This window comes from Aeromonas sp. Y318-3 (assembly GCF_027706185.1).
Classification (GTDB): Bacteria; Pseudomonadota; Gammaproteobacteria; order Enterobacterales; family Aeromonadaceae; genus Aeromonas; species Aeromonas veronii.
In genome coordinates this window covers 204,013-216,147 of the sequence record NZ_JAPDCN010000002.1, presented here as the reverse complement: position 1 = coordinate 216,147, position 12,135 = coordinate 204,013, and the positions used below count along the sequence as shown (strand labels likewise).

Annotated in this window: 9 protein-coding genes and 1 tRNA gene; 7 read left to right on the top strand and 3 right to left on the bottom strand. The window is 60.9% G+C overall.

Translation table 11 applies throughout. From position 1 onward, the window contains the following. Positions 1 to 240 precede the first annotated feature (240 nt). Complete coding sequence (hpf, locus tag OKB77_RS03495) at positions 241 to 579, top strand: ribosome hibernation-promoting factor, HPF/YfiA family (protein ID WP_005334257.1); 339 nt, start codon at positions 241 to 243, stop codon at positions 577 to 579. 111 nt (positions 580 to 690) lie between these two features. Here the strand turns inward: hpf and OKB77_RS03490 are convergent, their stop codons facing one another. Then, a complete protein-coding gene (locus OKB77_RS03490; RefSeq protein ID WP_201951582.1) occupies positions 691 to 1,200 on the bottom strand; it encodes a VC2046/SO_2500 family protein in 510 nt (169 codons plus the stop codon). Positions 1,201 to 1,324: 124 nt separating this feature from the next. Here OKB77_RS03490 and OKB77_RS03485 point away from each other — a divergent pair. After that, positions 1,325 to 1,409: transfer RNA gene (locus OKB77_RS03485), tRNA-Tyr, on the top strand. 176 nt (positions 1,410 to 1,585) lie between these two features. Here OKB77_RS03485 and tamB read toward each other — a convergent pair. Together tamB and tamA are read right to left on the bottom strand one after the other, a co-directional pair. Continuing rightward, on the bottom strand, positions 1,586 to 5,386 hold the full coding sequence (tamB, locus tag OKB77_RS03480; RefSeq protein ID WP_201951585.1) for an autotransporter assembly complex protein TamB: 3,801 nt from the start codon (positions 5,384 to 5,386) through the stop codon (positions 1,586 to 1,588). Between the two features lie 61 nt (positions 5,387 to 5,447). Further along, positions 5,448 to 7,223 (bottom strand): autotransporter assembly complex protein TamA, encoded by a 1,776-nt coding sequence (gene tamA, locus OKB77_RS03475; RefSeq protein WP_139429391.1) that lies wholly within the window; start codon positions 7,221 to 7,223, stop codon positions 5,448 to 5,450. A gap of 514 nt (positions 7,224 to 7,737) precedes the next feature. On the opposite strand from tamA, the gene OKB77_RS03470 reads away from it, so the two are divergent. From OKB77_RS03470 to OKB77_RS03450, 5 genes are all read left to right on the top strand, one after another. Continuing rightward, positions 7,738 to 8,112 (top strand): hypothetical protein, encoded by a 375-nt coding sequence (locus tag OKB77_RS03470; protein ID WP_058056020.1) that lies wholly within the window; start codon positions 7,738 to 7,740, stop codon positions 8,110 to 8,112. Positions 8,113 to 8,234: 122 nt separating this feature from the next. Continuing rightward, the gene (locus tag OKB77_RS03465) at positions 8,235 to 8,513 is read left to right on the top strand and encodes a peptidylprolyl isomerase (RefSeq protein WP_005334269.1); all 279 of its coding nucleotides are present in this window, start codon (positions 8,235 to 8,237) and stop codon (positions 8,511 to 8,513) included. Positions 8,514 to 8,692: 179 nt separating this feature from the next. Beyond that, a complete protein-coding gene (locus OKB77_RS03460; protein WP_201951589.1) occupies positions 8,693 to 9,367 on the top strand; it encodes a DUF1499 domain-containing protein in 675 nt (224 codons plus the stop codon). A gap of 25 nt (positions 9,368 to 9,392) precedes the next feature. Then, complete coding sequence (locus tag OKB77_RS03455; protein ID WP_042080231.1) at positions 9,393 to 9,974, top strand: carboxymuconolactone decarboxylase family protein; 582 nt, start codon at positions 9,393 to 9,395, stop codon at positions 9,972 to 9,974. Next, complete coding sequence (locus OKB77_RS03450; protein ID WP_201951592.1) at positions 9,974 to 12,127, top strand: FAD-dependent oxidoreductase; 2,154 nt, start codon at positions 9,974 to 9,976, stop codon at positions 12,125 to 12,127. The genes OKB77_RS03455 and OKB77_RS03450 overlap by 1 nt, the downstream gene beginning before the upstream one ends. Positions 12,128 to 12,135: the final 8 nt, after the last annotated feature.

Sequence of the window (12,135 nt, the reverse complement as noted above, 5' to 3'; positions counted from 1 at the left end):
CCGGACATGAGGTCGACACGAAGTGCTGCCAAGAAGGGACAGAAACGATCCTATTCCCGTCATACTGCCTGCCAGTTTCATGGAGCTCAAGCTGTTTTTGGCACGAAACCGGAAAAGATCACAATTTATAAGTTGCTGAATAGCCAAGGGAAGGTTATGTGACATAGATCACATTCCAATCTTTACCAATGAGTAATCTGAAGATGAAGACACAAGCAAGTCGACCCGAAGGGGGCCAATATGAAAATCGAAATTACCAGCAAAATCATCGACATCACCCCGGCTATCCGCGAGCGCATCGAATCCCGTTTTGAAAAGCTCGAACGTCTTCAGGTGCCTCTCATCACACCCCATGTGATTGTTTCCAAAGAGCGTCTGATGTTCACTGTCGAAGCCAGTGCTGGCATCCCCAACGGCAAATTGTTTGCCCAGGCAGAGCATGAGGATCTCTACGCCGCCATCAACGAACTGGGGCAAAAACTGGAGCGCCAACTCAACCGTCACACCGAAAAGCCGATTGCCCGTCGTGCCAATGCCGCGCTCAAAGAGCAGCCGCAACCAGATGAAGCTGACGCTTGATTGCATGCCGCAAGGCTAAAAATTCTAAAGAGCATAAAGGCGGGGTTACCCGCCTTTTTGTTGCCTGTGATTTGCCGACAAGCATCGCGTTACACCAGTGAACAGGCGCCATCAACTGAGCCAGTGCAACCGGGTATCCACCCCCTCTTGCAAACGATCGAGGATCGGCAGCAATACCAGCGGATCCTCCTGCCTCGGCACATCGGCCAGCTTTCCTTGCAACCGCTCCCGCGCCAGCGGCGACAGGTTGTCGTAGACAGCCTCATCCAGCAGCGGCTGTTTGACCGCCAGCGGCGGTGTTTGCAGCGCCAGCCAGAGCCGCACATCCACCATGCTTCCCCCCTGCTGCAGCCGCTCATTGATGGCACTGCAGTCACTCCCCGCCCCTTCAGCCACCAGCACCTCTGCCGGTCTCAGCGCAAAGTGCATACGCCAGTCACGGCTCTGGGGAGTGGCCGCCGGTTTGGCATCAAACCAGGGCTGCTCCTCCACCGCATCGGTCAGCAGGGCCAGATGCAACCGGAAATCAGCCCGATCCCCATGCTGCAGGTCACGGTTGAGGCGCTGCCCCAACTGGCCCTCATCAACGAGCAGGTGATTACGGATTGAACTGGGCAGCATGAGATAACTCTCGAAAATGGCGATTTCACTGGTTATCGGCCACAAATCCAATTCTTTTAATGGAAAAATCCTGTTTGGGGGTTCACAAAACCGGAAGATCTGTTAGTATGCGCCTCGCACTTGTGGAGGGGTTCCCGAGCGGCCAAAGGGATCAGACTGTAAATCTGACGGCTCTGCCTTCGAAGGTTCGAATCCTTCTCCCTCCACCATCATTCAGAAAACCCGGCTTGGCGCCGGGTTTTCGCATTTTTGGCCCATCGCAATTCATTCTCCCTCTGCACTGCCAACCTTTATCACGGCTTGCCCGCGGCCGATCGCGCAATACAAAACGGGAGGCCTGCGCCTCCCGTTTAGATTCATATCAGCCCTGTTACGGGATGAAGCGTTACAGAGTAAAGCGATAGAAGATATCGACCGCCTGAGCCACCCCGCTCATCGCCTGCAGATAGAGCCGTGGCAATACCTCGTAGCGCAGCTTGAACTCGGCGATGGGGCTGAAGACCCCGACCCCGTACTGGAACTGCAGGCCCGGCAGCAGATATGCAGACAGCGTCACCTGGGTGTTGTCACCACTGCCCGCGGTATCGAGGGAGACATCGCTCATCCCGAGCGACTCGCCGATACTCGACACCACGCCGTTGGCCTGACTCACCGCACCGGCCACCAGCAGACCGTTGAAACCGCCATCCTCACCTCCGGTCTGCAACCCTTTGCCGCGCAGCAGATAGGAGAGCTGTTCCGACTGCGCCATCTGCGGTTCTGAATAGACCGTGATTTCAGGCTTGCTGGCAGGGCCGGTCACCCGCACCCCGACCGTCACCTGACCTTCTATGGTATCGGGATCCCGGTTGGCCTCGATGTTGAGGAACGGCCGATCCAGCGGACCGGAGAAGAGGATCCGCCCCTCCTTGATGATGAGGTTCTGACCATAGGCCTTGAAGCGGCCGTTGGTCAGCACCAGCTGACCATTGCCAGCCAGCGGCTTCTCGGGATCCTGACGGATATTGAGGCCACCGGAGACATCGGTCTTCAGCCCCATGGCATCGAGCTTCACATCGTTGCCAAGGCAGATCGCCACCTTCATCGCCAGCGGCAGGCTGGCCTGCTTGGGAGCCGGGGGCAGATCGTCATAGACTACTGTCACATCGTCGGAGACCGCCACCGCCGAATCCGGCAGGCTCTTGACTAGAATGCGCGCCCAGGGAATATCCACCTGACCGGTAATGCGGGTCTCCTCACCCAGCGACACCGCGATATCGGGCGAGACTCTGACCCGACCCATGCCCGGATATTGCGCTTCCAGATCCTTGCCCTGGATGGTGAGACTGCCGCTGACCGGCATCTTGGCCCAGCTGAGCCAGCCGCCCAACGCAAGCGGTCCCTTGCCCACCAGCATGGAGCCATCGAGCTCGGCGCGGTTACCTTCGATCTTGAGGCGGGTCACCAGCTTGGTCAGGGTCACCATGTCGGAGTGGGTCTGCACTTCACCGTCACGCAGGTTGAGCTGGCCAAACAGCAGGGGAGCCGCCAGGGTGCCGTCGAAGCGGGCATCGGCGGAGATGATCCCTTGCAGGGAGCGCACCTCAGGGATCAGCGGCGCAAAGGTATTGAGCTTGAGATCGTCAAACTTGAGCTGACCACCGAGCAGACCGCGACCGGCGGGCTCCTTGATCAGCAGATCGGTATCGATATTGCCGATCTGTTTGGAGGCAAAATCGAGGCGAATGGCCGCCTGCTGCCGCTCGAAATCAAGGGCCAAAGCCAGCTGCTGATAGTCGGTCTTGAGGCCATCGGCCACAAAAGTGCCCGGCGTGGTGCGCACCACCGCATGCAGGGTCGGCTGATTACCACGCCAGCTGGCGCGGCCATCGGCCGAGAGCATCGCTTGCCAGCGGAAGTTGTCCGGCAACCAGGGGCGTAGCCGTTTGAGATCAAACTCGCTCAGGGCAAACTCCAGGGTGCCCTGAGCAGCGGAGACCTGACTCCCCTTGACGCAGAGGCTAGCCCCTTGGGAGCCGAGGCAGAGATCCCCCATCGCCAGCCGCTGACGCGGCAGATCGAGATCCAGCGCCCAGGGGGAGCTCAAGTCCCAACGGCGCAGCGGGGTTTTCAGCCGCAACTCGGAGAGCGCCCCGCGCCAGTGATCCCCGCGCACGCCGCCACCCAGTTTGAGGTTGGCCGCAACAGGGTCACCCTTCATGGTCAGGGTCAACAGATGCTGACCGATATCGCCGCTGAGGTTCAGGGCAAGCTGGCTGAGCTTGGTTTCGCCCTGTTTCAGCTGCGCCACCAACAACGAGAGCTCACCGGCCGGTTTGGCGCCGATCACCGCATTACCCTTGAGACTAATGCCCTTCAGGTCGGTGCCGGCATAGTAGAGCCGCTCGGAGGCCAGATCCGCATCGATTTTTGGCGTCTGCTGATTGCCAGTGACCTTCACCTGTCCCTTGATATCCCCTTTCAGGCCGGGATAGATGCCCCCCAGCTGGGGAGCCTGCAGGTTGGCATCGAGCTTCCACTGGGCGCTGCTGATACTGCCCTTGGCCTGCAACTGGTTGGGGCCACTTTGCAGCGAGAGCGCCGGGATCAGCCACTCCATCTTGTCGTTGCCGCTAAGCTCCCCCTTGAGGGCCAGCGGGTACTGGTTGAGTTTGCCATCCACCTTGAGCTTGGGCAGTTTCAGCTCCCAGTGGCCCGCTTCGTTCATCACGAAACGGCTCTCCAGCTCACCGGCCAGCGTCCCTTTCAGCTCGGGCAGCAGCTCGGCCGGATTGATCCCCTTGAACAGGGTGGTCCCCTGCCACTCGATCCCCTTGTTCCAGGCGAGCTTGCCATCGAGCTTCAGCTCCCCCTTGAGGGCATTGAGCAGCAAGGCGATCTTGCTGAGCCGCTCCAGATCCCCCTTCCCGTCCAGCGCAAGCTTGAAGGGGGGGACATAGGTCCCCTTGCCGGAGGTATTGAGGGCAAACTGATAGCCGGAGAGCTTGCCCTTGGCGGTCAGGCTCCCCTTGTCCAGCCGATAGCTCGGCTCATCTTTGGCGGGCTTGTGAAGAGGCCAGCCAAGGCTCTTCCAGTCGAGGGCCAGATCAAAAGGCAGATCCGGGTCGAGAGCGGCCAGCGAGCCCTTGAGATTGGCTGCAATCGGCCCCTTGGCAGACAACGCCAGCCCCAGCTTGCCGACCGAACCGCTCAGCGCCAGCATGGCCTGCTCACCCTGCAGCTCGCCATCCAGCAGCCCCTTGCGGGCCTTGGCATCCAGGGTCACCGCCAGCGGGTAGTCGTCACTGAGCTGGATATGGCCCTTGAGCACCAGGTCAGCCATAGCGTGGCGCAGCGAGAGCTCGCGCACCTCGATGCGATCGTCGGCAGCAGTGGCCGACAGCAGCAGCTTGTCGAGCCCTTCGATCAGCTCGCCCTGCTTATATTGCACCCGGGTCGCGCTGACCCCTTCCAGCTGGATGGGGAAAGGAAGATGAATGGCGGGCAGGAGAATGGGGGCAGCCTTTGCCGTGTTCGCAGCAGGCGTCCCTTTACCCTGTTTGGCTGTCTCGGCGCTGGCCTTGTCGTTGCGCGCCACCGCAGTTCCGGCTTGCTTCTCGTTAGCGGCCGGCTGTTTGGCAGATTTGGCTGTGCTGGCGGGTGCCGCGTCATCCAGCGTCACCGTCAGGTTATCGAGCACCGGGCCGCGTACAATCAGCCCCTTGCGGTTGAGGGTGGCGCCGATATCGAGGGACCCCAGGGTCACTGCCACGCCGGGCACCACCAGATCGAGATCGGCCACCTTGAGGCTGTCGACCTGGATCTTGAGTGGCAGCGGGCGCCAGACAAAGGGTTCGGAAGGCTCTTCCGGCGCAGGTTCGGAGTCGGCTACCTTGACCACCGGATGGGTCACCGCCAGGGATTTTATCCAGAGCTTGCCCTGCAGCAACTTGCCCAGATCCCAGTCGAGCACGGCGCGATCCACAGTGACATCCACCAGCTCATCCTGCCAGCCGGCCCCTTCCAGGGTCCAGCCATAGCCAAGCTGACCGGCCACCAGCTCCCCCTTGAGGGAAGGCAGCGCTCCCTTGGCCTGTTGCCACAACCACTTGTTGCCCTGATGGGTAAAGCCCAGCAGGCTGACGCCGATGAGCAGCAGGAACACCAGCCCCATCAGCCAGAGAAAAATGCGTTTTAGCCAGATCACAATGCAGACCCCCGCGCAAGATACAGCCGCAGCGGCCAAAGAAAAAAGCGTTTAGACAACATCATAATTCAGGCCCCAATGCGAAATGCAGCCGCAAGGGCTTGTCCTCCTCCGATACCCCGACCGCCAGATCCAGCCTGACCTGACCGATGGGGGTGACCCAGCGCACACCGACGCCGGTACCTATTTTCCAGGGCTCGCTGTAATCGGTGGTGGAGGTGCCGCCATCCACAAACATGGCCCCCAGCCACTTCTCGCTGAAGCGGTAGTTGTATTCCAGACTGGCCACGCTGGTGTAGCGGCCACCGGTCAGCTTGCCATCCGGCCCGGTGGGGGAGATGCTCTCGTAACCAAAGCCGCGCACCGTCTGATCGCCACCGGTAAAGAAGCGCAGAGAAGGCGGCACCAGCGAGAAGCTGTCACCTATGATGGCCCCCTGCTCGGCCCGCATCAGGAATCTGTGGTTATCGCCAAGAGTTCGCAGCCACTTGCTGCGCCCCCACACCCGCATAAAGCTGATGTCGGAACCCCATCTGGGATCGGAGAACTCCAGCGTCAGCTGCTGGCGATCCCCCCAATCGGGCACCAGGGTGCCACGCACCCGCAACCGGGACCAGGAGACCCCGGGGATCAGCAGCAAGCTGTTCCCCTCGTCGGCACCCTGGGTATAGATCTCGTTCTCCAGCCGGATAAAGACGTCCCGATCCCAGCTCTCCGGCCGCCGCGTCCAGCGGTGCACACCGATAGTGGTGAGATCGGAGCGGGTATCGTTGTTGTCCTTGTACTGGTAGCCGGTCTGGATGGAGTAGTAGTCCCGCAGCGGGTTACCCACCGGGATCTGGTAGTCGAAGCTGAGCTCTGCCTCCGGCGCCGACACCTTGGCGGTGGCAAACAGGCGGTGGCCGTAGCGGTTGACCCAGGGCTTCTCCCAGGTGGCACTCATCCGCGGCCCTACGTCGGTGGCATAACCGATACCGGTCTCGATTTCGTGATCGACCCGGTTATCCAGCGTCACCGCGATGGGCACCCGATAGTTGCTCGCCTCGCTCAATACCGGCTTGATATCGACCTGACGGAACAGCTTGGTGGAGGAGACATCCTGTGACATCTCGGCCAGACGGATGGCGAGATAGGGGTCGCCGCTCTTGATGTTGATAAGCGGGCGAATAAGGTGAAGCGCTTCGGGGGTGGCATCGTAGCGGATCTCGCCAAAACGGTAGCGATGGCCCGATTCGAACAGAATAAAGATCTCCGCCGTCCCCTTGTCCGGGAACACCTTGACCTGACTCTTGCTCAGCTTGGCATCAAAGTAACCGCGGGCCAGCCCGAGGCTGCCGAGATCCGCCTTGATGGATTCATATTTGGCGTGGTTGAGGGGCTCGCCCTCTTTGAGGGGCAACTTGTCCAGCAGGGCGCTGTAGAGCTCGTCGCTGCCCGCATCCCCCTCCAGCAGAATATCGAGGCGGGAGACGATGACCGGCTCCCCTTTGTCCACCTCAATCACCACTTTGGACGGGGTTTTCTTGTCGCGACTCAGAGTGATTTTCGGCTGGTAGTAGCCATAAACCTGCAGCGCCTTTTGCACGCTCTCGGTGATTTTGGCGCGGGCAGGACGATACTGGCGCTCCTGATAGACCGGCAGGGCATTGAGGTAGGCTTCAACGTTATCCTTGTTCTCCCCTTTCAACCCCTTGACCTGATAGGTGAGCTTGGCGGCAAACGCGGGCGAAGCCAGCAGCGACAGCAACAGGCCCACCCCTAGTACCCGCAGGCCGCGGCGAAACGCAGGGCCGGACAGTAAACGCCCTGCCAGCAGGGATGAAATGCATCCTGTCAAAGGTCAATATTCCTGAATCTGTGGTGAAGGGAACCAGCGCCCTTTCGGGCCAACCCCGAATGCGGCGCAGCACGCCATGCAGTGCATGGCCGTGACACAAAAATGCGCGCCAGAAAAATGGCGAACCTTATCCTAACATAGGCATCGGCCAGCGACAGCGCGGTGCCATTGGCAAATTCGCCATATCTTTTAAGAGGTTGACCACAAATCACACATTTTGGTGACAATGACGCCGCCCGCTTTCCCGATGGAAGCGAATTGACCTGCCCTGAATAAGGCTCACCCCACCATCAGGCACCATTTGTCACCTCTCCTCCTCTCTTTACCAGCAGAAACCCACCACGACAGAGTTTGTCGGCATCACCCCACCCTCACCGTTTAACAGGCCCGGCACACACCAAAGCCCGCCGTAGCGGGTGATTAAGAATTGCTCGTTCAGCACAATCGAATTATCCCGCTGCCTTTGCAGCCGCCCCTCCCTCACACTTGAAGCATCAACTGAAGGAGACACATCATGCATGCACGTAGCGAACAGATGGCTGACTATATTGCCGATCGTCTCGAGTTCATCACCTTTCTCGCCTGTTGCAGCGCCCTGCTGGCCCTGCTGACCGGCATGAGTGGTCAGCAGGCGCTGGCTTTTACCGCCCTGAACCTGCCGTTTGGCCTCGGCATTCTGCTGGCGATGGCGATGCTGGCCCCCCTGCCCGTCCACTGGCGGCTGCCGGGCATCACCTTGCTGCTGGCAGGTTGCGCCCTGATGACCCTGCAACTGGGGGGAGAGTGGCTCAATCCGCTGGCCATCTGGAGCCTCTACGCCCTGCTCGGTCTGGAGATCATCTGGCAAGCGCGTCCCCGCGCCATGCTGGCCACCCGCGCTCGCCAATAATACGGCCGATAAAGGGCGGCTGTGATGGCTGACGCCGGTGGCAAATTGGGGTACTCTTGCGCCCCCATTTGCTACCACCCTTGGCGTTAACAACCTTCGCCATTACTCCCAGGAGCGCCCCGATGAAAAAAGCCTGTGCCCAGCACATTCTGGTCAAGACCGAAAAACAGTGTCTGGAGATCAAGGAGAAGATTGAGAAGGGAGCCGACTTCGGCCAGATGGCCAAGCGCTTCTCCACCTGCGCTTCTGCAAAACGCAGCGGCGATCTGGGGGAGTTCAACAAGGGGGACATGGTCAAGCCCTTTGACGATGCCGTCTTCAAGGGCGAACTGCTCAAGGTGCTGGGGCCGGTGCGCACCAAGTTCGGCTTTCACCTGATCAAAGTGCTCTATCGCAACTAAGTCATCGCAACTGACCATCTTATCGGTGAAGCTCCCCTCAGGCGGGCTTCACCTCCCTCTGCATTCCCCTCGCAAAACTGGCCAAAACCACGCCAAACTCTCATCAATTTACTAACGTTATCAGGCAATTAAGTTTATCCTTCTCGGCATTGTCCACATTCGACGATGGATCCCGTGCTATGCCCCGCTCTTGCTTGTGGCCCCTACTGGCCTGGTTACTCCCGCTCGCTGGCGCCCTCGGCAGCCGCTTTCATCTCTGGCCCTGGTGGATCGGTTTTGCGATCTGTCTCATCGGAGCCCTTGTCTCCCTGATCTTACTGGTACGCCTGCCCTGGAGCCGCAACCGCTATGCCAGCGGCCTTGGCGCCTTGCCACTGCTGCTACCGCTGACCTTTGTGGCACAGGCGCTGCGCATGCCGCTGATCAACGATGTGAGCACAGATCCCTACAATCCCCCCCAACTGCGCTGGGCGGCAGAGCTCAGAACGGCGCAGGATCTGCCAATAAATAGCGCACCGCTGAAAGCAGTTGAGGCAAAACCCGGTCCTCTCTTTACCAGGGCCTCTCCTGCCGAAGTGCTGATTGAAGCCAACGAACTGATGCAGGAGCTGGGCTGGCAGGTACGACCCAGCCCCGACGGTCTGGATGCGGTGGTTACCACCGGCTGGTTCGGCTTTCAGGATGATGTGGCGCTGCGGGTCTTTGCTGGCCCCAAAGAGACCCGCATCGATATGCGATCAGCCTCCCGTCAAGGGCAAAGCGATCTGGGCACCAACCGGGCGCGGATCGAGGATTTCCTGACCCGCCTGAATGAGCGGTTGGGCCAAGCCTACAAACCCAATTTGAAACCGTAAGTGTGAAACAACAAGAAGGTAACTGATGCGCGTTGAGGTCAAACCCGACCGGGAATATGCCTGGTTTATCCGCCCCTTTTTCTGGCTGCAAAAGCGCAACTATGGTCAGGTGCTTATTCCGGGTAAGTGCTGGGGCCGCTCGCCGCGCCTCTTTGCCGCCGTCGCCACCCTCTACGGCGTCATCAACCGCAAGCGCTCCCCCATCGATCCCGTGCTGCGCTCGCTGGTGACGGTGCGGGTCTCCCAGCTCAACTGGTGTCGTTTTTGCGTCGACATCAACGCCATGACCCTGGTAAAGAGAGCCGGCTCCAGCGAGAAGGTGGAGGCGCTGGCCAACTGGCGCGAAAGCCCCTTGTTCGACGAGCGGGAGAAAGCGGTGCTCGACTATACCGAAGCGATGACTGGCCTCGATGGGGTGAGCGATGAGCAGGCAGCCCGCCTCAAGCCCTGGTTCGACGACGACGCTATGGTGGAGCTGACCGGCCTTATCGCATTCCAGAACATGTCGGCCAAGTTCAACGCCGCCCTCGATATCGCGCCGCAGGGCTTCTGCCAGCTGCCGGTGCAACCGGAACGCTCCGCCAAGCCCGACAGCAAGGACGCCTGATGAACCGGACCCGCCTGCTGCTTGCACTGGTAATGGGGGGCCTTATCGGCGCCTTTTTTGCCCTCGATCTCGGTCGTTACCTCACTCTGGACGCCTTGCAGGCCCAGCAGGCGGCAGTGGCGCAATGGGTCGACAGCCACTTTGTCTCGGCCAGCCTGCTGTTCGTGCTTATCTATGTGCTGAGCACCGCTCTCTCCCTGCCCGGCGCCAGCCTGCTCACCCTGGGTGGCAGCGCGGTGTTCGGCGTCGCCTGGGGGCTGCTGCTGGTCTCCTTCGCCAGCACCCTAGGCGCAACCCTGGCCTTTCTCAGCGCCCGTTTTCTGCTGCGCGACTGGGTCACCGCCCGCTTTGGTGACAAGCTGGCCACCTTTCAGTCCGGCATGGCGAAGGAGGGGGCCTTCTATCTGCTCAGCCTGCGCCTCATCCCCATCTTCCCCTTCTTTCTGGTCAATCTGCTGATGGGGCTCACCCCCATCAGAGTCAGCACCTACTACTGGGTAAGCCAGCTTGGCATGCTGCCCGGCACCTTCGTCTATGTGCTGGCGGGCAGCGAGCTTGGCCAGTTAACCAGCACCGGCAATATCCTCTCCCCCGGCCTGATGGTCGCGTTGACCCTGCTGGGGCTGATGCCCTGGCTGGTCAAAAAATTGACCGCACACCTTGCGCAGCGGCGCCTGCTCACCCCCTACCGCAAACCCGCTCGCTATGACTACAACCTGCTGGTGATAGGTGCCGGTGCAGGTGGGCTGGTCACCAGCTATATCGCGGCGGCGGTGAAGGCCAAGGTGGCGCTCATCGAGAAACACAAGATGGGGGGCGATTGCCTCAACAGCGGCTGCGTCCCCTCCAAGGCGCTGATCCGAAGCGCCCGCTTTGCCGCAGAGCAGCGTAAAGCCGACGAGCTGGGCTTTAGCCCAAGCCAATCCCGCGCCGATTTTGCCGCCGTGATGGAGCGGGTGGCTGAGGTTATCAAGGAGGTCGAGCCCCACGACTCCATCAAGCGCTATCAGGGGCTTGGAGTGGAATGCATCGAAGGAGAGGCGCGGCTGATCTCTCCCTGGGAGGTGGAGGTTAACGGCCAGCGCCTCGCCAGCCGCCATATCGTCATCGCCACCGGCGCCCGACCGCTGGTGCCCAAGCTGCCGGGGCTGGATCAGGTGCCTTACCTCACCTCGGATAGCCTCTGGCAGCTGCGCACCCCGCCGCGCCGCCTGCTGGTGCTGGGCGGTGGCCCTATCGGCTGCGAGCTGGCCCAGAGCTTCGCCCTGCTCGGCATTCCCGTGACCTTGATGGAACTCTCGGAGCAACTGCTGCCCCGCGAAGAGAGAGAGGTCGCCGATGCGCTGGCCGGGCAGATGAGCCGCGATGGCGTGCAGCTACTCACCGGCTGGCGCGCCGAACGAGCCGACTATCTGCCCGCAGCCAAGGGGGATCTCCCCATCCGGCTGCAACTGCGCCGGGGCGATGAGACACAGGTGGTGGAAGGGGATCAACTGCTGCTAGCACTGGGTCGGGTCGCCAACGTGAGCGGCTTCGGGCTCGAAGCGTTGGGGGTCGAGCTTGCCCCCCGCGGCACCATCGCAGTCGATGGCTTCCTCACCACCAACTTCCCCAGCATACTGGCGGTGGGAGACGTAGCAGGCCCTTACCAGTTCACCCACTTTGCCGCCCATCAGGCCTGGTATGCGGCAGTAAATGCCCTGTTTGGCCAGTTCAAGCGCTTTCAGGCCGACTATCGGGTCATTCCGGCGGCCACCTACACCACGCCGGAGATTGCCCGGGTTGGGCTCAATCGCAAGGAAGCCGAAGCGCAGAAGATCCCCTTCGAGGCGACCCGCTTTGAGCTGGCTGAGCTGGATCGCGCCATTGCCGATGGCGAGCGCCACGGTTTTGTCGAGGTGCTGACCGTGCCGGGCAAGGATACTATCCTTGGCGCCACCATAGTGGGCACTCACGCCGGTGAGCGGATCGCCGAATTTGTGCTCGCCATGCGCCACCACCTCGGCCTAGGCAAGATCCTCGGCACCATTCACGCCTATCCCACCCTGATGGAGGGTAACAAATATGTGGCGGGTGAATGGAAACGGGCCCACCAGCCCACTCGGATGCTGGCGTTGCTGGCCCGTTATCACCGCTGGCGCCGTGGCGCCTGACAATCAGG

Excerpts from the sequence above, each read along its gene's own strand:
- OKB77_RS03460 (WP_201951589.1), top strand. The coding sequence starts at position 8,693 with ATGCCCCGCTCTTGCTTGTGGCCCCTACTGGCCTGGTTACTCCCGCTC.
- OKB77_RS03450 (WP_201951592.1), top strand. The coding sequence starts at position 9,974 with ATGAACCGGACCCGCCTGCTGCTTGCACTGGTAATGGGGGGCCTTATC.
- OKB77_RS03465 (WP_005334269.1), top strand. The coding sequence starts at position 8,235 with ATGAAAAAAGCCTGTGCCCAGCACATTCTGGTCAAGACCGAAAAACAG.
- OKB77_RS03455 (WP_042080231.1), top strand. The coding sequence starts at position 9,393 with ATGCGCGTTGAGGTCAAACCCGACCGGGAATATGCCTGGTTTATCCGC.
- hpf (WP_005334257.1), top strand. The coding sequence starts at position 241 with ATGAAAATCGAAATTACCAGCAAAATCATCGACATCACCCCGGCTATC.
- OKB77_RS03470 (WP_058056020.1), top strand. The coding sequence starts at position 7,738 with ATGCATGCACGTAGCGAACAGATGGCTGACTATATTGCCGATCGTCTC.
- OKB77_RS03490 (WP_201951582.1), bottom strand. The coding sequence starts at position 1,200 with ATGCTGCCCAGTTCAATCCGTAATCACCTGCTCGTTGATGAGGGCCAG.